The organism is Ensifer sp. 2TAB8, from assembly GCF_052115125.1.
GTDB lineage: Bacteria > Pseudomonadota > Alphaproteobacteria > Rhizobiales > Rhizobiaceae > Ensifer.
On sequence record NZ_JBFRGB010000015.1, the window covers coordinates 1 to 19,994 of the forward strand.

At 59.9% G+C, this 19,994-nt stretch carries 18 protein-coding genes and 1 pseudogene; 7 read left to right on the top strand and 12 right to left on the bottom strand.

The features are described 5' to 3' along the window. From AB4Z53_RS22525 to AB4Z53_RS22545, 5 genes and pseudogenes are all read right to left on the bottom strand, one after another. A pseudogene (locus AB4Z53_RS22525) lies at positions 1 to 479 on the bottom strand (proline/glycine betaine ABC transporter permease); the annotation flags it as partial. Between the two features lie 81 nt (positions 480 to 560). Then, positions 561 to 1,562 (bottom strand): ABC transporter substrate-binding protein, encoded by a 1,002-nt coding sequence (locus tag AB4Z53_RS22530; RefSeq protein WP_441597764.1) that lies wholly within the window; start codon positions 1,560 to 1,562, stop codon positions 561 to 563. A gap of 111 nt (positions 1,563 to 1,673) precedes the next feature. After that, complete coding sequence (locus AB4Z53_RS22535) at positions 1,674 to 3,020, bottom strand: NAD(P)/FAD-dependent oxidoreductase (protein WP_441597765.1); 1,347 nt, start codon at positions 3,018 to 3,020, stop codon at positions 1,674 to 1,676. A gap of 4 nt (positions 3,021 to 3,024) precedes the next feature. Next, entirely contained in the window at positions 3,025 to 3,909 is an 885-nt protein-coding gene (locus AB4Z53_RS22540; RefSeq protein ID WP_441597766.1) for a dihydrodipicolinate synthase family protein, read from the bottom strand. 2 nt (positions 3,910 to 3,911) lie between these two features. Beyond that, on the bottom strand, positions 3,912 to 5,411 hold the full coding sequence (locus AB4Z53_RS22545) for an aldehyde dehydrogenase (protein ID WP_441597767.1): 1,500 nt from the start codon (positions 5,409 to 5,411) through the stop codon (positions 3,912 to 3,914). A gap of 361 nt (positions 5,412 to 5,772) precedes the next feature. On the opposite strand from AB4Z53_RS22545, the gene AB4Z53_RS22550 reads away from it, so the two are divergent. From AB4Z53_RS22550 to AB4Z53_RS22565, 4 genes are all read left to right on the top strand, one after another. Beyond that, complete coding sequence (locus AB4Z53_RS22550; RefSeq protein ID WP_441597768.1) at positions 5,773 to 6,486, top strand: GntR family transcriptional regulator; 714 nt, start codon at positions 5,773 to 5,775, stop codon at positions 6,484 to 6,486. Between the two features lie 482 nt (positions 6,487 to 6,968). After that, positions 6,969 to 7,112 carry a hypothetical protein gene (locus AB4Z53_RS22555; protein ID WP_441597769.1) on the top strand — a complete coding sequence of 48 codons (144 nt, stop codon included), beginning with the start codon at positions 6,969 to 6,971 and terminating at the stop codon, positions 7,110 to 7,112. Beyond that, positions 7,109 to 7,768: a hypothetical protein gene (locus AB4Z53_RS22560; RefSeq protein ID WP_441597770.1), complete on the top strand. Its 660-nt coding sequence runs from the start codon at positions 7,109 to 7,111 to the stop codon at positions 7,766 to 7,768. Before AB4Z53_RS22555 ends, AB4Z53_RS22560 begins: the two co-directional genes overlap by 4 nt. A 55-nt stretch (positions 7,769 to 7,823) precedes the next feature. Further along, the gene (locus tag AB4Z53_RS22565) at positions 7,824 to 8,255 is read left to right on the top strand and encodes a DUF2721 domain-containing protein (protein WP_441597771.1); all 432 of its coding nucleotides are present in this window, start codon (positions 7,824 to 7,826) and stop codon (positions 8,253 to 8,255) included. A gap of 153 nt (positions 8,256 to 8,408) precedes the next feature. On the opposite strand, the gene AB4Z53_RS22570 is transcribed toward AB4Z53_RS22565, so the two are convergent. From AB4Z53_RS22570 to AB4Z53_RS22595, 6 genes are all read right to left on the bottom strand, one after another. Then, positions 8,409 to 8,675: a hypothetical protein gene (locus tag AB4Z53_RS22570; RefSeq protein WP_441597772.1), complete on the bottom strand. Its 267-nt coding sequence runs from the start codon at positions 8,673 to 8,675 to the stop codon at positions 8,409 to 8,411. Between the two features lie 258 nt (positions 8,676 to 8,933). Next, complete coding sequence (locus AB4Z53_RS22575) at positions 8,934 to 9,479, bottom strand: class I SAM-dependent methyltransferase (RefSeq protein WP_441597773.1); 546 nt, start codon at positions 9,477 to 9,479, stop codon at positions 8,934 to 8,936. Positions 9,480 to 9,671: 192 nt separating this feature from the next. After that, positions 9,672 to 11,180 carry an arylsulfatase gene (locus AB4Z53_RS22580; RefSeq protein WP_441597774.1) on the bottom strand — a complete coding sequence of 503 codons (1,509 nt, stop codon included), beginning with the start codon at positions 11,178 to 11,180 and terminating at the stop codon, positions 9,672 to 9,674. A gap of 153 nt (positions 11,181 to 11,333) precedes the next feature. Next, positions 11,334 to 11,768, bottom strand: coding sequence for a response regulator transcription factor (locus AB4Z53_RS22585; RefSeq protein ID WP_441597892.1), 435 nt, complete (start codon positions 11,766 to 11,768; stop codon positions 11,334 to 11,336). A gap of 38 nt (positions 11,769 to 11,806) precedes the next feature. Further along, positions 11,807 to 12,478, bottom strand: coding sequence for a response regulator transcription factor (locus tag AB4Z53_RS22590; protein ID WP_441597775.1), 672 nt, complete (start codon positions 12,476 to 12,478; stop codon positions 11,807 to 11,809). Then, positions 12,475 to 14,358, bottom strand: coding sequence for a sensor histidine kinase (locus tag AB4Z53_RS22595; RefSeq protein ID WP_441597776.1), 1,884 nt, complete (start codon positions 14,356 to 14,358; stop codon positions 12,475 to 12,477). Before AB4Z53_RS22595 ends, AB4Z53_RS22590 begins: the two co-directional genes overlap by 4 nt. Positions 14,359 to 14,865: 507 nt before the next feature. Here AB4Z53_RS22595 and AB4Z53_RS22600 point away from each other — a divergent pair. The 3 genes from AB4Z53_RS22600 (at position 14,866) to AB4Z53_RS22610 (ending at position 18,549) form a co-directional block, all read left to right on the top strand. Next, on the top strand, positions 14,866 to 16,551 hold the full coding sequence (locus tag AB4Z53_RS22600; RefSeq protein WP_113536193.1) for an arylsulfatase: 1,686 nt from the start codon (positions 14,866 to 14,868) through the stop codon (positions 16,549 to 16,551). 121 nt (positions 16,552 to 16,672) lie between these two features. Continuing rightward, the gene (locus tag AB4Z53_RS22605; protein ID WP_113536285.1) at positions 16,673 to 17,683 is read left to right on the top strand and encodes an HAD family hydrolase; all 1,011 of its coding nucleotides are present in this window, start codon (positions 16,673 to 16,675) and stop codon (positions 17,681 to 17,683) included. A 56-nt stretch (positions 17,684 to 17,739) separates the two neighbouring features. After that, positions 17,740 to 18,549, top strand: a complete 810-nt coding sequence (locus AB4Z53_RS22610; RefSeq protein ID WP_441597777.1) for a hypothetical protein — start codon at positions 17,740 to 17,742, stop codon at positions 18,547 to 18,549. Positions 18,550 to 18,933: 384 nt separating this feature from the next. Here AB4Z53_RS22610 and AB4Z53_RS22615 read toward each other — a convergent pair whose 3' ends face one another. Next, on the bottom strand, positions 18,934 to 19,851 hold the full coding sequence (locus tag AB4Z53_RS22615; protein ID WP_441597778.1) for a LysR family transcriptional regulator: 918 nt from the start codon (positions 19,849 to 19,851) through the stop codon (positions 18,934 to 18,936). Positions 19,852 to 19,994 lie beyond the last annotated feature (143 nt).

The window sequence follows — 19,994 nt, forward strand, 5'->3', positions numbered from 1 at the left end:
ATGCCAAGCAGCATGACGACCGGGATCAGATAGACGAAACTCGGCATGGTCTGCATCACGTCGAGGATCGGATTGACGATATTCTGGAAGCGATCCGAACGGGACATGACGATGCCGATCGGAATGCCGATGGCAATCGACAGGACAGTACAGACGAAGATCATCGAGACCGTCTTCATCGTATCGTCCCACATGTCGAAATAGCCGATTGCGAGCAAGGTCACGAGACAGCCGAGCACGACCTTGAGGTTTCGGCTCGCCCCCCAGGCGATTGCCAGGATGATGATGAGGATGATCGGCCAGGGCGTCTGCGTCATGAAGCGTTCGGCGGCGATCAGAAAGCTCTGAAGGGGCGAAAAGAAACCTTCGATCGCGTCGCCATAGGCGCGCGTGAACGCGCGGAATCCTTCATCGATCGCTTTTTTCAACCCGCGAAGGGCATCATCGTCCATATGCGGAAATTTGTAGAGCCATTCCATTGCGCTCTCCTCCTCCAACAGCCATTCCCGTCTCTTAGATGGCAGGGGGCGGCGCGCCGAAATGCGCCGCCCACAGACCGATCAGAGCGCCGACTTGATCTTTTCGGCCGCTTCCGGCGAGACCCACTTCGACCAGATGGCTTCGTTTTCTTCGAGGAAGTGCTTGGCGCCTTCCTCACCGCTTGCCTGATTGTCGGTCATCCAGGCCATCAGCTTGTTGACGGTTTCGTTGCTCCAGGAGCGCTTTTGCAGGTAGCCCATGACGTCAGGGCCGACTTTCTCGGAGAAAGGCTTGGCAACCAGTGTAACGATGGTATCGATGGGCCAGGCATTCGGCTTGGGGTCCGGGCATTCCGCCACCGTGTTGCAACGCTTCCATTCAGCGGCATCGTGCGGCACGCCGTAATCGAGCTTCACCATGTCGTACTTGCCAAGCAGTGCGGTCGGCGCCCAGTAATAGCCGACCCAGCCTTCCTTGCGCTCGTAGGCCTTCGCGATCGAGCCGTCGAGGCCGGCGGCCGAGCCCGTGTCGATCAGGTCCCAGCCGGCCTTCTGCGCTTCAAACCCCTTGTAGAATTGCGCCGTCACCACGGTGCCGCCCCAGCCCTGCGGGCCGTTAAAGATGGCGCCCTTGCTCGGGTCTTCGGGATCGGGGAAGAGGTCCGGGTGCTTTAGGAGATCCGGAATGGTCTTGATGTCCGGATGGGCGTCGGCGAAGTACTTCGGGATCCACCAGCCTTGTACGCCGCCATCGGGAAGTGGCGAGCCGACCTTGATGATCCGACCTTCATCCGTGCCTCTCTTCACGACATCCGGAAGCAGGTCGATCCAGGCTTCCGGCGCAATGTCCGGCTGTCCTTTTTCAGCCATGGAGGTGATCGTCGGCACGGTGTCGCCGATGGTGATCTCGGCACTGCAGCCGTAACCCTCATTGAGGATGAACTTGTCGAGGTTCGACAGCACCTCGGCGCTCTGCCAGTTCATGCTGGCGATGGTCACGCCTCCGCACTCGGCGGCATGCGAAACTGACGCCGCGCCAAGGAGACCAAACGTCAAGCAGGTCGATGCAAGCAGCTTTTTCATTTCTTCCGTTCCCTTTTTTGGCGGCATGTTCCATCGAAGTCGGAGTGCCGCGACCACCGACTTCAGTTATCCAAGGGCTTTGCCAAGCCCTGATATGCAGCGCAAAACGCTCTATTCGCCGCCGGCGCGCCACTCGCGAAATGCGAGATTGGCTTTGGCTCCGATTGTCCGAAAAGGTTGACGCGGCAGCGCTTTCGGCGCGTCAAAGCGCGCGAAGATTTCGCTCACCCGTGATTTGACGCCAAGCATCAGTTCGGCTGCGGCGATGCCGTTTGCCGTGGCTTTCGTTGCGCCGACGCCGTTGCATCCGCACGCCGCGAACATGCCGGGTTCGATCTCGCCGAAAGCGGGCACCGAGTTCCATGTCAGTGCCATTGCCCCGCCCCATCGAAACTCCATCGGAATATCTGTCAGCTTGGGAAAGCGGGCGTGGTACTTTTGGTCATGCTTCGCGCCCGCGCGCCTCAGCGTTCCTCCGCCTGCCTCAATGTCGTGGTGATAGGTGTAGCGGGAGCGAACAAGAATACGGTCGCCATCCTGGCCCTGAATGCGCCGGACGGTCGTGCCCATCGGAAGCGCTGGCGTCGCGGCCCACTTGCGCTGACCTGGCAACCGGCTTGGGTCGAACGCTCGGGTCATCGAGGCAAAGGTGAATACGTGGAGAAGCTGGCTCTTGAAAAAGCCGAAGCTCTCCGCATGGCCATTGTTGGCAAGGACGATCCGGCCTGTACTGATCGAGCCTTGGGGCGTCTTGACGAGCCACCCGCGACCGATGTTTTCCAACTGCACTGCCGGGGTGTTTTCATAGACCCTGACTGGTTCGCGCAGGCTATCTGCGAAACCGCGAATATAGGCCGCCGGCTGCACCATGATGGTTCCAGGGGTAAAGAGCGCCGACGTATAGGTTTTCGTGCCTGTCACTTCGGCGACTTCGTGCGCATCGAGCAGCCGATATTTTTCGTCGAGTTTCACCAGGCCCTTGGCGTAGTCCAACAGATGCTGGTCTCCCTCGTCGCTGATGGCGACGCTGTAGCGTCCACACCGATCGAAGATTTCGGGGCCCCAGCCCTGTTCCCGTGCAACCGTGTCGGCAAGCGCGATGGCGGTCCGGCTGATCTCGATGGCCTCGCGGCTCTTTACTGCCGAATCTCCGCCGTAATCTTCGGAGGAGACTTCATGCGGCAGGTCGATGATGAAGCCGGAGTTTCGACCTGCCGCAGCTTCGCCGATGATGCCGGCCTCAAGGACCGCGACATGGAGTGTTGGCTCAAGTTCCATGATCCTGCGCGCTGCGGAAAGACCCGCGAAGCCACCGCCGATGATGACGACGTCGGCTGTGGTCTGTCCCTCGAGCCGGGGTTTTGCCTGGCGGGGCGGAAGCATCGCCACCCATCCAGAAACGCCCGTGTTCTTCGGGAGCCTCGTTGCAGCAAATACCTTCTTCGAGGGCGCGTTCACAGCTTCAAGCCTCCTGCTCTATCAGGTTGCCGAGGGCCGCGCGGATGGTTGCGATCCGGTCCGCGGGAAGCGAACGGAGCGGCTTGCGTGGCGCGCCGGCGCGATAGCCGGTGAGTTCGGCGGCCGCATAGACCGACTGGACGTAATCGCCCTCCCAGATGAAGGACATGGCCGGTTCGAGCAGTGTCCAGATGTCTCGCGCCTTGCCCCACTCACCGGCGGTCGCTGCCGCCACCAGCGCAAGTGCAGTGCGCGGCGCAAAGTTGGCGCCGCCCCAGATCAGGCCGCGCGCCCCGGACCACAGAGCGAAGGGGACGAGGTGATCGGCGCCGTTCATCACCGAAAGGCCGGTGCGGATGAGCGATGCCTGCTTGCCGAGATCGCCGCTGCTGTCCTTGACGGCACAGAAGTTCGGGATCGCGCAAAGTTCCCTGAGAAGCTCCGGCGTCACCGTCACGCCGACAGCATGCGGAACGTTGTAGCCGATGACCGGAAGGCCGGCGGCCGCCACCTCCGTATAGAACTCGACAATGCCCTGGTCGTCCGTCGGGCCTTCGAAGAAGGGCGGCAGCACCATGACGCCGTCAGCGCCGCAATCGGCTGCAAACTTCGTCCGCTCCACCACGTCGGCTGTCAGCAGCGCCGAAGTTTGTGCGATCACCTTTGCCCGGCCGTTGATGATCCTCGATCCGCGCCGCACGAGCTCCTTTGATTCTTCTCTCGTCAGGTACACATGCATGCCGGTGCCCGAACTCAATACGAACCCTGGCACGCCGAGCGCCAGGTAGCGCTCGATATTCTGCTCGAGCTTCGCATAATCGATGCGGCCGTCGGTGTCGAAAGGCGTTGCAATTGCGAGGTTCAGTCCGGGAAATGGAAAGTTGGTCATGGCTACAGGTCCGCGGTTTCGTCGTCGTTGAGGTCGAGCCAGATGGTCTTGAGCTGGGTGTATTGGTCGTGGGCATGAACGGAGTTGTCGCGTCCGCCGAAACCGGACTGCTTGTAGCCGCCGAACGGTGTGGTGATGTCGCCCTCCCCGAAGGAATTGACGGTGACGGTGCCTGCTCGAAGCGCGCGGGCAGCCCTGATGGCTCGCTTGCCGTTTCCAGTGAAGACGGAGGCCGTCAAGCCGTAGTCCGTCTCGTTGGCGATCGCGACCGCGTCCTTCAGGCTGTCGACGGTGATGACCGTCAGGATCGGCCCGAAGATCTCTTCCTTGGCATGACGGGCGGCGTTGTTTTTGACCTCGACGATTGTGGGGTGAACGAAGCGACCCTCGCTGGTTTTGCCGCCATGGAGAACTTTGACCTCGCCGTCGAGATAGCTTGCAACTTTCCTGTAGTGCGCCTCGGAGACCAGGGGGCCGACGCGGTTTTCCGGGTCGAGCGGATTGCCCACATGCCAGTTTTTGACCTCGGAGACGATCTTGTCGAGCAGCTTCCCCTTGATGGCAGAGTGGACGATCAGTCGAGAAATGGCCGAGCAATTTTCGCCCATGTTCCAATAGGCACCGTTGACGATATGCGCGGCGACAGCGTCCAGGTCGTCGGCATCGTCCATGACGATCGAGGGGTTCTTGCCCCCCATTTCAAGGACGACTTCCTTGAGGTTGGACTCGGAGGAATATTTGAGGAAGCGGCGCCCGGTCTCGGTCGAGCCCGTGAACGACACGGCATCGACATCCATGTGCCGACCGATCGGCTCGCCGACCTGTGAACCCGAGCCAGTCACCACGTTGAAGACGCCGGCCGGGATGCCTGCCTCGAGCGCCAGTTCGGCGACCCGAAGCGCCGTCAGCGACGTCTCGGCCGCCGGCTTGACCACCAGGCTGCAGCCGGCGGCAAGCGCCGGGCCGATTTTCCAGGCGAGCATGAGGAGCGGGAAGTTCCACGGCAGGACCAGCCCGACAACACCCACCGGCTCGCGAACGACAAGCGCGATGTGGTCGTTTGAGGCCGGCGAGACCTGGTCATAGATCTTGTCGATCGCTTCGGCATGCCAGCGCAGGCAGTTGATCGTCTCGGGCACGTCGACCGTCTGGCAGTCGAGGATCGTCTTACCGCTATCCAGGCTCTCCATGACCGAGAGCTCGACCAGGTTGTCCTCGATGAGCTCTGCTAGGCGAAGAAGGGCCTGTTTGCGGGCGGCGGGATGCTGTTTCGACCAGCGACCGTCGACAAATGCCTGCCGCGAGCTCGCGACCGCCGCATCGACGTCTTCAGGACCGCAGGCGGGCAGATCCGTGAGCTTCTCACCAGTCGCGGGGTTTGTCGTTGCGAAGGTGCGTCCGGATCTCGCGTCGACAGAACGACCGTCGATGACGGCCTTTGAGGGAAGGGGTAGTCTCGACGCGACTTGCTCGTACTGCGCCTTGGTCAGAAGTTCCGTCATTTTCTCCTCACATCCTCCGAAATCCATCTCTCCCACGTTCCGCCCAGGTGAGCGGCTGGCGTGGATCGCTCTTGCTCCATGGCGATAATACAATAGATAGACACAGTGTCTACTGTCAATGGACACGAAGTAGATGGCTGGAAGACAGGGCCGCAGCACATGCTCTGACGCGGAAGGAGAGTCTAGATCTGCGATAGACATTGGTTCCTGGAAGGCTAATCACAAAGGGATCACGAGGGCTTGCAGATCACCTGATGAGCAGGCAAAAGAAGTGGCGCAGCCATCAGATCGCGGACGCAAATTGGAAACGCGTTGACCAGTCTACTTTTTGTAGACAATATCTGCTCAGAAGGAGTTTGCCATGGCGAACAATCAAAGCTCACTTGAACCAGGCGTCGGCCCGGATCGAAAGGCTGCCCTGAACAGCACCTTGCGTCAGCGCATCCTGACCATGCAGATAGCGCCGGGATCGGTGCTGGATGAAGTCGCGTTGAGCGAAGAATTTGGACTGTCCCGCCCTCCGGTGCGCGAAGCGATGCGGCAGCTTGCGGGGGAAGGGTTCATCGAACTTGAGGCGAACCGGCCGGCCCGTGTGACCTCGATGAGCTACCAATCCCTTCGGGATTTCTTTTTGATCGCGCCGATGATCTATGTCGCGGCCACGCGGCTGGCCGCCGAACATGCGTCGAAGGCAGATATCGCGGGCCTGCGCGAGATACAGGACAGCTTTCGCGACGCGGTCCACAGCAATGACGTCGATGGGCGCGTCTTCTACAATGACAAATTTCACCTTCGGGTCGGCGAGATCGCGAACAATGCATACGTACTTCCGAGCCTTCGCCGGCTGCTGATCGATCATGCGCGTATCGGCAAGATTTTCTACAGACCGAGCAACGCGCGCATGTTGGAGGAGTTGCACGAGGCGTCGCGGCAACACGACGAAATCATCGATGCAATAGCGAACCACGATCCTGACCGGGCGGAGGCGTTGATCCGCGCACACCTCGATCTGTCGCGCAAGAACATGGCGATGTATGCCGCCCCGGAAGGAATGGCGATTTCTCTCGGTGTGTGAGGTATCTGGTGCACCGCTGGACGATTGATCCTCACGACGCGAGACGATCAAGGGCGTCGAAGACAGTGCAGGCATGATCGGTTTGATGTTGCCGATTGTGCCGTACGAGTTCGAATCCTTCGTGGTTGGCTTCGGTCATTTTGTTCGCATCGACAAAATCTGGGCAGCATCCTGAAGTGCACTCCAATCTCAGTACCGCAGTTAGTGCGTCGTGAGCAGCCGCGCTAGGACAATTGCTTCCCTGCTGGATTCCCTAAAGGGCAATATCTGCACCCGATAGTACAGTGTAGAATACGTATGGAAGAATGGGAGATGCCCTCTTTCGGCAGTCGAGAGGCAATATGCGGGCCACGAAACGCCATGTTCTGTCCATTTTGCTGCGTCACAACTTGGAATTCTCCGAATTGTCTCTCTTTTTGCTTTGACACGTCTTCCAACCAACGTGGCCCTCCACGCGGAGGCCCTTGAGGGAGGCATCAGAAATGAGACGAAAAGCAAAGGCGGCTGCCGTCGCCGGCAGCCTGCTGGCGAGTGCCGCTACAATGCACACGCAGGAGACCCGGAAACCCAACATCCTCATGGATGACGACAGCATGTCCCAAGGGTCGCAGACGGCGCAGCGATGAGCGATGTTATCCAAGCAGGCCGTGACGAACCACGCTGGCCTCCGGTGGTGGCGATCCTTGCGGTATTTGCCTTCTTGGAGGTGCTGCCGCATCACGTCTATGCCATGCCGCGATGGATATCGTACGTGGTTCTGGCAGCAGCTATCATTCCAATGGTCCTAGTAACGCTATCGACCGACAACACTGTCTGGCGACGGATCGAGCACGTCGCCGTCATGCTGCTTGCCAGCGTCTACGCGGGGAATACGGCGGCGGAACTCGGAGATATGGTGGGGATCATCACCGTGCACCCTCCCGAGACGCGCTCCGTGTCGCTCCTGACGTCGTCATTTACCATTTGGGTCACCAACGTTCTCACCTTCTCGCTACTCTACTGGCAGATTGACGCGGGGGGCCCGTCGCGCATCGCGCGTGGGATAGCGGGAAGACCCGACTGGCTGTTTCCCCAGGCGTCGGCTCCCGAACTAGCGCCGCCGGACTGGCGGCCGCTCTACGTCGATTACCTGTCGTTGGCGTTCACTACGGCGACCGCTTTCAGTCCTACCGACGTGCTGCCACTCACCCGACGTGCGAAGGGGCTGATGATGCTCGAAAGTGCTATTTCACTGCTGACACTCGTGCTCGTGGCTGCGCGTGCAGTCAATGTCATCCCGTAGCGCCACCACGGCGCCGCGGTCGTCCATTCGTGCCGTACCGATCGAAGGTGCCCCTATGTCAGTCGAAGCCGATCAGCTTTCAACGATGATCAATCACGCGGTCGCGCCGGCGTTCATGCTGAATGGCGTCGCGGCGATGGTAGCGGTCCTGGTCAATCGGATTTCCGGGGTAACCGAGCGGATCAGAAACCTCCGCGAGATCGACGACGGTGACGTCGCCCGAGCCCCGCTGAAGAAGGAAATTGGGGAACTGAGGCGGCGTGAACGCGTCTTAATCAGCGCATTGTACCTGGCGGTGCTAGCCGGAGGTGGTGTGACGCTTCTGCTCCTCTTCGGCTTCGTCGTAGCCTTTTTGGGATATCGTCACGAACCGGGCGCCGCCGTACTATTCGTTGCGGCACTCTGCTTCTTGGCGGGGTCGCTCTTCCGATTCCTGCAGGATATCCGGCTGTCGCAAGGTGAACACGACGACCGTCAGTCGCGATGATCGCCGAACAGTTCAAGACGCTCGGGCCCCTTAGAAGTGGAAGGACCCCGGACGCCCAGATGCCGTGGGCGTCCTATAGTTGTAATTGGTACAGATTGGCCGCTGCAGCTTGGGCGGGGCGGCGCAATCCCCGCTTCACTGACCCCGGGAGGGTTAGCGAACGTAGATCGTCAACCCGCCGTCGGTTGCCTGTTCAGCGCCGCCAATGTTGTCCATCTCGACGTTCTGCGCCTTCAGCTTTTCGGCCAATGACTTGTTCGATTTGACCGCCTCGAGCAGCGCTGCGCGTTGTTCCGGCGTGGCATGCTCGACCCACATGCGCGTTTGGTTCTGTTCCGCAAGTGTGCTTATATCGACGACATTGATCTTGTCGCCGCTGTAGCTGCGCACAGTTTGCTCGATCTCCTTGGGCCAGTCCATTGCGGCACCCTGACCGTACACGACCCCAGTGAAGCTCAGGGCGGAGAGGCAGGCAATCATAGAAAATGTCGCAATTCGGTTCATTGTCATGCTCCTTCCTAGGTTTTGCGCTTGTGACCGGGCGGCAACCAAGCGCGGCTGCTCAAACAACTCGTCCCGATTGAGATTACGCGAAACTCCACCGAGCGATATTGTCCTTAGGGGAAGTCGTCTCAACCTGTCGGCTGGATCACGGCTTGATCCGTTGCGGCCAGCGGATCACTGGGACCCGTTGACGTAGAGAAAATACGTGTCTTGGGGCGCGCCCGGCGGATGCGGTAGCGAACGGGTCCCCGCAAGCTCGAGCGGCAAATCGGACAGGACGATGGCATGCGGCGAAAGGACCGCCGGGAGGCATCGGCTCAGTTTGGCGATTGTCGCAATATTGTTCGCTTCGACATATGAACCCATATCCGCATGTGCCAGGATGACCTGTCCGCCAAAGCGGGTGGCTGCGGCAGCAAGCGTGTCCTCGATGTCGCCGAGCAGCAAATAATTCTGTGGCGGCATGCAGTCGGCGAAACAGTCGGTCTCGCGATCCAGCACATAGATCTCGCGCTCCGGGAGATGGATGCGCAAATGGTCGTAGGTGCGACCGTGACCCAGACCCATCTCGAACACAATGCCCGGACGGCCGGCTATCTCTCTGAAGGCCCATTCGAGGCAGATGCGCTGGGCCTCCAGGCGGAAGAGCAATTTTTCGAGCCGGGAGTCCTTGCGTCTCCCTTTATCACGCGATTCTTTCGATCTGGCGTCCGTCAACATACTTATCGTCCCTGGCGCGGTGCTATGATTTCTCAGGTGGCGGCTCTTCTCCAATCCGATCCACTGGTATCGTAGAGCGGCTGAGCCGACCTATGGTCCTTGGTCGGCCCTCGACCTGCATCGGCGTGACGCCGTCGGTGGCAATATGATCGCGTTCAAACCAAAAGGCCCGCCTTCACAACGTATAGACGTTCAGAACTTCGTCATGTTCGCGGCGGGTGGATTGGGTGACCGCGCGAGGCTCGCCTTGTATTCCTCCACCGTCTTCAACAACGGCCCGAGGACCCAGTTATACATCTCGCCGATATTGTGCTCCTCCTGCGGGTCGGCCTCGATATTGAACACCTTTGGGTAGCCATTCATCGGCGCAGCGCTTGATCCGATACCGCCCATCAGGATTGCCCCGTCAGGGCCGCTGCGGCCGGGCGCCACGTCGGCGAAATAGGCCCGGAATTGCTTCCAGCGGACGGCGACCAGATCGGAACCGACGAAGGTCAGCAAATGCTCGCGACGTCCGCTATCGTCCTGTCCCAACAACAGTTCGCTCTGGTCGATCCCGTCGATCGGTCGATCGTCTGGCACCTTGCCGCCCGCAAGGCGCGCAAGGGTCGGGAAGAAATCCATGATCGAGAACATTGCATTCGAGGATCGCGGCCTGATCCGTTGGGGCCAGCGGATCACGGCGACAGTGCGGATCGAGCCTTCGCTGACGTCGCCCAACGCGCCACGATAGGGGCCGGCCGTTCCCATGTCCGGCATGTCGGTGCCGAACCGGCTAGCTCCAGGGCCGTCCGGTCCATTGTCGGAAGCGAAGACGACGATAGTGTCTTTCTCCAGGCCAAGCGCCTTCAATTCGTCAAGCATCGTGCCGACGATCGCATCGCCCTCCATCAGAGAATCGCCGAACTGGCCGATGCGGGATGCGCCTTCAAATCGGCTCGAGGGTAGATTCGGAAAGTGCGTCCGGGAGATTGGCAAATAAACGAAGAACGGCTTGCCTGCCGCCTTCTGTCGCCTGATGAAGCCGACGCTGCGATCCACCAGTTCCCAGTCGATCCCGCGGCGCACTTCCTCGGTATACGGTTTTACCAGTTTTAGCGGCTCTCCCCGTTTGGCCTCGACAATATGCGGCCCCTTGTCGAGCGGAATGTCTGCGGACCTGGTCTGGCGCCCCTGGCGGATCATGCCAAAGGCGTCCCAGGTGTCACCGGGCGGTATTCCGTAGAATTCGTCGAAGCCTTGGTTCTGCGGCTGGCTGTAGACTTGGGCACCAAGGTGCCACTTGCCGAAGATCGCGGTGGCGTAGCCGGCGTCGTGCAGCATTTCCGCCATAGTGATTTCGCTTTCCGGCAGCGAGAACGGGGTGCCTGCGACCGCAACCAGCGAGAGCCCCGAGCGGATGGAATAGCGTCCTGTCATCAACGCGGCTCGTGATGGCGTGCAGGACGGCTCGACCAGGAACTGCGTCAGCCGCAGCCCCTCGGCGGCAAGTTGGTCGATGCGCGGCGTCGGCGACCCGCGCAGTTCCCCGCCGCCGTAAACGCCGATGTCGCCGTAGCCGACGTTATCAGCCAGAATGAACAGGATGTTTGGCGCCGATTGCTGCGCAAATGCGGTTTCGATAAGCAATGAAGGAGCAATGAGGGATGCACCGATCGCCAGTGCATCGCGCGTTTGCCGCCACAGATTGAGCCATGTCATGCCGCGTCTCCACTTGGACACCAAAGCTGAAGGTACTCGAAGCGCGGCGTTCGATGTTCCAGGGGGGCGAGGGAACGTCCACGACTTGATCAGTTTGTGAACAAAAATAGGATCGCTGCCTATTGTCCTTTGGGGAGGCGGGCTCGAGTGCTTTCAATCGTCTGGCGAAACCGCCAATGCCCTGTTGACCGCGCCGACCAACTTATTGGCCGGGAACGGCTTATGCAGATAGGCGATGCAGCCCCCTTGGATCGCCTCCGACTCGAGCGCCTGATCGTCGACGGCGGTGATGAAGATGACCTTGATCTTTGAGCCGGCGGCCTTCAGTCGGTTCCAGAGTTCGATGCCGGAGATGCCGCCGAGATGGACATCGAGCACGATGCAGCTGATCTCGTTCGACATCGCGCGGCTAAGAAAGGCCTCGGCCGAGATGTATCCTTCCGTCGCGAAACCATGCGCGTTCAAGAGCCGTATGACGCTCTTGCGCATGCTCGGATCGTCTTCCACGACGGCCACTTTGCGTGGTTGGCTTTCCAAGTGGATGCCTTTCTGAGGCCCATGCGGAAGGGCATGTCCAGCCCCGATCATCACGATCGTATGACCAACGTTGAAGGCTGGATATTGTCCTATGGGGAAGCGCGGCGCGCAGCATCGTGCGCATCTTCAGGCGGTTTTGCCGTCGCGTCGAGAAGTCCCAGTCTCTCTGCGATCGAAACGGCCTCGGCCAGCGAATGGACGCCAAGCTTTTCCATGACGTTGTGCCGATGCGCCTTGACGGTTCGCTCGGAGGTGCCGAGATCGTAAGCGATCTGCTTATTGAGTTTGCCGCGGACGATCAGGCCGAAAACTTCCAACTCGCGTGGCGTCAGGGTCTCCAGACGCGCCTGGAGTGCATGGACGCGATCGAGTTCGGCGCGCCGTATCTCTAAGCGAAGCAGTGCACGCTCAACGGCCAACAGCAACGCCTCCCTCGAGGCCGGCTTCTCCAGGAAGTCTTCGGCGCCGGCCTTCATCGCCCGGACGCTCGCCGTGATGTCGCCTCGTCCTGTCAGAAACACGACCGGCAGCAGCGGCGCTTTCTCGGCAAGATGGTCCTGCAGCTCTAGCCCGGTCAGACCCGGCATCTGCAGGTCGAGGAGGATGCATCCGGGGTCAGAGCCCGGCAGATGGGCCAAAAGCTCTTCGCCCGAGCTATAGGTGACGACGCGAAAGCCGGATGCCTCCATCAACCGTGCCAGCGCGGTGCGATAGGACTTGTCGTCGTCGACGATATGAATGACGCGTTCCAATTGGGTCATCCGGGCTGAGCAAGCGGCAGGATAAAACGAAACACGGCGCCGCCTTCGGCGCGATTATCCGCCCATATCTTGCCGCCATAGGTTTCGATGATCGCGCGGGCGATTGAGAGACCCAGACCGGTGCCTGCCGGCTTGGTCGTGTAGAACGCATGGAACACGTCGTCGAGCTGGTCGCTCGGGATGCCGCGGCCGGTATCGGAGATCGACAGCTCGACCTTGGAATTCTCGATCAGCGCCGTCCGAAAGACCAGCCTCCGTTCAGTCGCTGCGGCGTCGACCATGGCGTCCATCGCATTGGTGGCGAGGTTGAGAATGACCTGCTGGAGATGGACCTTATCGGCCCGCACTGGCAGCGCACGGGCCGGTTCGCTGGAACTGACGACGATGCTTTTTTGTCCCGCCTCGGCGTGGAGGATACAGATCGCGCTGTTGACCACCTCGTTCAGGTCGAATTCTTGCCAGTCGATCTCGCTTCGCTTCTTCAGCAGTCCCCTCAGTCGAACAATTATGTCGCTGGCGCGCTGGTCGTCCTCGCCGATGTCTACGAGAATCTGCCTTATAAGGTCGAGATCCGGCTGCTCTTTTCTAAGCAGGACCTCGATGGCATCGACATTGCTGCGAATTGCCCCGAGCGGCTGGTTGAGTTCGTGGGCGATCGATGCCGAGAGGGCCCCCGCCGTGGCCGACTGGTTGAGATGCACGAGCTCAAGCAGACGAAGCCGCGCTTCCTGCTCTGCAGTTCGTCGCCGATGTCGCTCGAGCAGAAGCACCGCGATGATCGCTGCCTGAAGCGCAAGGGCCGCAACGACGCCGATGATCGCTGCCCGGTATTCTTCCCAGAGGCTCTTCTCCTTGAAGCTCAGGACGGTTCCGGCAGGCAGCCCGCTCTCCGGCAAACCCCAGCGGGTCAACTCTCTCGCATCGGCGACAAAGGTCTTCGGTACGTTGACGTTGGCGATCGGTTTCCCCGCGATCGCGCCGAGAGCGAGTTCGGCGACCGCTGTTCCGACCGACTCGAAGGTGACGGTATTGCCGCCGACGGCGCCGTGACCGATATACGTCGAATAAGGACCGTAGACCGGAGCACTCGCCTTGGCGGCAATCCGTTCGAGAGCGTTGCGCGGAATGAAGTTCCGGCCGCTTCGATCGGTAAAGACGGTCAGGACCAGAATGATGCTCCCTTCCGGCACACGCGAGGCACGGTCGGCGAATTCATCGATGGTCAGATCCTCGACGTAGGTTGTTTTAAGACCGGTTGCGGGGCCGGCGAGATCCGCGCGCGCCGTTGCAAGCCAGGAACGGTCGAAATCCGAGGACCCGCCGATGATGACAAGATCGCGGGCATCCGGCTGGAGACCGCGCGCCATGAGAAGGGTTTTTGCAATGTCATATTCGCTGAACGCTCCGACGGCGTCGTTCGGCAGGTTCAACCTCGCGGCGTCCGCGCCGCTGAAGCCGCAGAATACGATTTTCGCATCCGGTGCGACCGCACGCCGGTACTTGACGATGAAGCCCGTTGCCTCCTCACCAAGCGCAATCACTACATCCGGACGCCGGTCGGCGTATTTCTCACTGAGATATCGTGCCATCCGGTCGATGTGAGCCTTCTCGGGGAACCTGGAAAGGTCGAGAAATTCCGAGAACAGATCGACCTTTCCCGTTGTCGCTTGCTGCAGTCGATGTCTGAGGGTCTCGCCGGCAACGGCCGTTGCCGGAAGCTTCTCGTCATAGGGATAGAGGATGAGGATGCGTGGCACCTGGTCCACAATCTCCGCCGACGAGGCCCCGGCCGTCATCAAGATCACGAGCAGCAGAAGGCAAAGAAATGCGGATGCGGTCCGAGTGAACGCGCTCGATGGTTTCGTTGATGCACGAACCATATTGAACGTCCTTTGCGCCAGTCTCCGTCGATGCGTCTGGAGATGACGATGCAGCCGGGGCGATTGCCCGTCGGCGTTCAACTATTTCAAAATTTAGTCCGGCCCCCACGCCAAAACCCTGCTGCCCTGCGTACGGCTTCCACACTTATGCGATTGCTGACCGATCGATACCGCGCCAACTCGTGCGCGCTGCCCCAAAGGACAATATCGCCGAGACGCTTTCCTGACTAGGCTGGGATGCGATGAGTGGCTTTCGCGTAAGTAGCAATTGCGTGAACTCGGCGTAGTTCCGGTACCGACGGCTCAGACGTGTGGCGTGCTTGGGCCATCCATCCATCAAGGTGGGCACCTTGTGCTGCCACCGTTAGCCATCTTCCGGCTGGGAACACGCGTCATAACATGTTTCGCGGGAGTGTCTACAATGAGGCGTGCAATCATTGATTGTAGTATAGGTGCGTTGGCGCAGGCTGCCGGCCCATTTCGGGCAGCCAGGGAGGTATCCTGACCATGAGCAAGATGAAAAGCATCTGGTTTGGTCTGCTGGCTTCCACTTTTGTTGCGTCAGCAACAACGATGCCGGCAGCCGCGCAAGATCAGCAAAAGCCCAACATTCTCGTCATCATGGGCGATGATGTTGGCTGGTTCAACCTTGGCGCCTATCACCGGGGCATCATGTCCGGGAAGACGCCAAACCTTGATAAGCTTGCCGCCGAGGGCATGTTATTTACCGACTACTACGCGGAAGCAAGCTGCACCGCGGGTCGAGCAAGCTTCATAACCGGTGAAATCCCGTTGCGCACCGGCTTGACGACCGTCGGTCAAGCGGGCGCAGACGTCGGCATGCCGGACAAGGCGGCAACGCTTGCCACCGTCCTCAAGGCCCAGGGATACACCACCGGCCAATTCGGCAAGAACCATCTTGGCGATATGAACAAGTTCCTGCCGACGCTGCATGGCTTCGATGAGTTTTTCGGCTATCTCTATCACCTCGATGCGATGTCAGACCCCTACTGGTATTCGTTCCCGAATGACCAATCGTACCGGGACAAAGTGGGGCCGCGCAATTTGGTCCACAGCTTTGCAACGGACACGGATGACACAACCGAGCAGCCGCGTTGGGGCAAGATCGGTAAGCAGAGGATCGTGGACGAGGGTCCACTGGCACCGTATCCCGACATGACCAACGTGCCGAACATGCATGACATAATGCCCAAGGCCAAGTACGACATGGGCACATTCGACGAAGTGCTGGTCAAGGCTTCGTGCGACTTCATGGACAAAGCCAAGACCGACGGCAAGCCGTTTTTCGTCTGGCACAACACGACGCGCATGCACGTCTGGACTTTTCTGTCGCCTAAATACCAGGCCCTCATGAACAGCGAGACCAACTATGGCCTTGAAGAAGCTGGAGTGGCACAGCTTGATGACAGCGTTGGCGCTCTTGTCAAATGCGTGGAAGATGCGGGTGAGGCCGACAACACCATCGTCATTTTCACAACCGACAATGGGGCGGAGGTGTTTACCTGGCCCGACGGTGGCATGACCCCGTTCAAGGGCACCAAAGGTACCGTAATGGAAGGCGGTTTCCGCGCGCCTGCCATCATCCGCTGGCCCGGCAAGGTCAAGCAGGGTACGGTCGAGAACGGTATATTTTCGGCCCTGGATTGGTTCCCCACCCTGGCGGCGGCAGCCGGCAACAGCGAAATCACTGAGCAGTTGCTCAAGGGTGTGAAGCTGGGCGACAGGACCTACAAGAATCACCTTGATGGCTACAATCAGTTGGACCTGCTGGTGGGCAAATCCCCATCAGCACGGCATGAATTTTTCTACTTCGGCGGCCCTTCGCTGGGGGCGGTTCGCATCGACAACTTCAAGTTCCAGTTCTTCCAGCAGCCGCAGGGCTGGCCCGGTGGGAAGGTAACAACTGACATGCCCACTATGGTCAATATCCGCCAGGACCCATTCGAACGGACACCCTCGATTGGTCAGCAAAGCCTCAATGACCTCGGCGGGGGCTACATGAATGACTTCTTCGCTCGCGAATTCTGGCGGTTCGTCAGCGTGCAGCAGGAGGTCGCGAAACTGGCGCTCACGGCGGTTGACTATCCGCCGATGCAAGACCCGGCGTCGTTCAATCTTGATGCTGTCAAGAGGCAGATCGATGCCGCAATTAAGAACAAGCCGGGTAACTAGACGGCCGGCTCAACACGACGGGCGGCTTTCCTGGGCCGTCCGTTCTGGTTCCAAGGCATAGTCCTGCGCATGTCTCAAGGGACGATCGGGGAACCGGGACACCTAACCCATGGGGCGCGTCATGTCTGTGGCACGTAACTTCATCAGGCTGGTCGGCGGTATCGTGCTTGGCCTGGCAACCTTGTTTGTTGTGGCTTCGGGGCAGGCACAGACCGATCCGCTGCCTTCATGGAATGATACCGCCCCGAAGGCGGCTATCGTCGCCTTCGTCGAGAAGGTGACGACCAAGGGGTCGCCCAACTTCGTTCCGGAACCAGAGCGCATCGCCGTCTTCGACAATGACGGCACGTTGTGGGTCGAACATCCAATGTACGTCCAGCTCGCTTTCGCGATCGACCGCGTGAAGGCGGAAGTCGCAGCCCATCCGGAATGGAAGGACACACAACCGTTCAAGGCGGTTCTGGAAGGGGACATGAAGGCGCTTGCGGCAGCGGGCGAAAAGGGTCTGGTGGCGCTCATCATGGAAACCCATGCGGACATGACAAGCGACGAGTTCCAGAAGGTCGTTTCCAAGTGGCTCGCCACCGCACGGGACCCGCGCTTCAAGCGCCCCTATACCGCTCTCGTCTACCAGCCGATGCTCGAACTGCTCGCCTATCTTCGCGCCAGCGGCTTCAAAACCTTCATCGTGTCGGGTGGCGGCATCGAGTTTATGCGCCCCTGGGTCGAACAGGTTTACGGCGCGCCGCCCGAGCAGGTCGTCGGCTCGTCGATCAAGACGCAGTTCGAGATGCGTGACGGCGTACCGACCCTGTTTCGTCTGCCGCAAGTCAACTTCATCGATGACAAGGCCGGCAAGCCGGTCGGCATCAACGAGCATATCGGCCGCCGCCCGATTGCCGCCTTCGGCAATTCCGATGGCGACCTGGAGATGCTGCAGTGGACGACGATGACAGGTGGAAGCGTCCGTTTCGGCATGCTCATTCACCACACGGACGCGCAACGCGAATACGCATACGACCGCGACACCGAGTTCGGCCGCCTCGACAAGGCGCTCGACGCCGCCGCCGTCAACGAGTGGACGGTCGTCGACATGAAGGCCGATTGGAAACAGATTTTTCCGGGGAAGTAGGATTGCGTCTCGTGTCTTGATCGCGCCGCTTATCCCAAACTCGAAGGACATCCACGATGAAAATCAATCATGTCACCGGCTTGATAGCCGTTGTTGGAGGCCTGGCACTGGCAGCAACTGCTGCACTCGCCCAGGATTCTACGAAGAAGCCGCATGTGCCGCTGAGCAAGGCGATCGGAAGGGTCGCGCCCACCGGTCCGGTGCCATCGCTTGCAGTCATCAACTCGGATGGCGCCAAGATCGACGGTGAAAAGTTGATTCTGACCGGAGTGTCGACAAATTCGATCGTCTTTGCCGACCGGCCGGTGCGGGCCGCCGGACATGTAACCACGGCACAGTTCATCATGCAGTGGGATGAAGGCAAGGACAACTTTGCCATCGACCCTCCAAACGCAACGGTGTCGGTGCTGGGAGGCGACGGATCGGACGTCAGTGACGCCGTGGTCACTCTGAAATCGCCAAAACTCGAAGGCACTACTCTCACATTCGACATTGCCGTTCTGGAAGGAAGCCTGAGTGGCGCGACCGGACCCGCTGCTGTTTTCATTGATCATTTCGGCGGTGGCTTTGGCGGAGGTGGTTTTGGAGGGGGCGGTTTCCGCGGCGGGGACTTTGGCGGCGGCGGCTTCCGCGGTGGGGACCTGGGCGCAGGTGGGTTCCACGCAAGCTCCGCACGTGTCAACGACGTCAACGTCACTCATGTCGGAGGCAACTATTGGCACGCCCCCGTCTACAATGGGGCCTGGTATCGCGGTGGCGCGGTTGCCGCGGGAGTGGTGACTGGTGCCGCCGTCGGTGCTGCCGCAGACAATCCATATTACTACCCGTCACAATGCGGCTACTATCCGTACCCGCCTTGCTACTAGGCTGGTTGGTTGGTCGATTCAGCACGACTACAACCACTCCCAACACAAGGTGGAGCTCGGTTGTCGGTATCTTCTTGGACCCAAACGGATCGGAGACCGATAGTGCATGCCCCTCTCGAGATCTCCCGCAGAGATAGCAGAGAACGCCAACGGAGCGCGACACCCCCCCGAGCGCAACCGACGAACCCGTGCAGGTATCGCCTCATTGCGCGACCACAGGTGATCGAGCTGGAGGTTCACGAGAGATCGGGTGTGTGGCTTGGCCGGTGTGTGGATTGATGCGCGGCTACCCGCACAATTGCGACGAATTTCGCACATCACCGCCCGGCGGGACGCGGCCCGCGATGACGGCAACGAAGCGTAAAAGCTTTACCGAATTCACCCTTACCGGTGAACGGCGAGCGCATTGTCGTAGAGGGAACAGAATTCTGCGGCGACGTCAGACGCGATCGACGCGATCAGCGGGGACAGTCGCGACGAGGGTGTGTCGAGATACACTGCGAAATAGTCGGTCGCTGGAAACGGGTGACGTACATTGAGCACTTTTAGGGTGCCAAGGCGCAGTTCGTTCTGGATAACGATTGGTGGCAGGACCGAGATGCCGATACCGGCGGCGATCATGCTGATCGTCGTGGCAAGAGAGTTGGAGTAATGAACCACGCCCTGACCGAAGGAATTGGCCGGAAGGTATTCCACCATGCGCCTGTGGGCTTGCGTTCCAACTTCATAAGAGATGATTGGGTTCAGCATCAGTTCTGCCCGGCTGATCGCCTCGTCATCACTCGGGAATGCGCCGTTGGCGATCCAGAACATACCGAATGTACACAGGTCAACGATCCGGTATTTCTCGACCTGCGAACCGTGGAAACCGAGAATGATGTCGAGTTCTCTCTTTTCCAGCTTTGAAAGGATCGTCTGCGATGCATCGGTGGTCACCGCGACACGGACACGCGGAAAGCGCTGCCGGAGCGTGCCCATGATGCCGGGCAGTATGGCCAGGGCCATCGCGGGCACGAGCCCGATGCGTACGGTTCCCTCTACCGTCTCGGGCGGCGCCACATCGCTGACCAAGCGATTGTAGCGTGCGATGATGTCCCGCGCGCCCGAGACGAAGGAACGTCCCTCTCGAGTCAGGTGCACGTCACGCGTATCACGTTCAAAAAGCCGGATGCCGAGTTCCTGTTCCATGGCCGAAATACGGTTTGAAATAGCCGCAGGCGTGATGTTCATACGGTCTGCAGTGGCACGGAAACTGCGCAATTCCGCCAACCACACAACCGTTTCCAGGAACCGAATATTCATCGCGTGAAGGCGCCTCACCATTATTACGACCGCTCTCGCGTATTTCACGCATAAATTGTCGTAAGCTGTTGTTTTATACAGACTATATTCCCGGATGCCACGTTACACCGTGAAGGCGATATGACAACGCCGGGGCGGCAAGG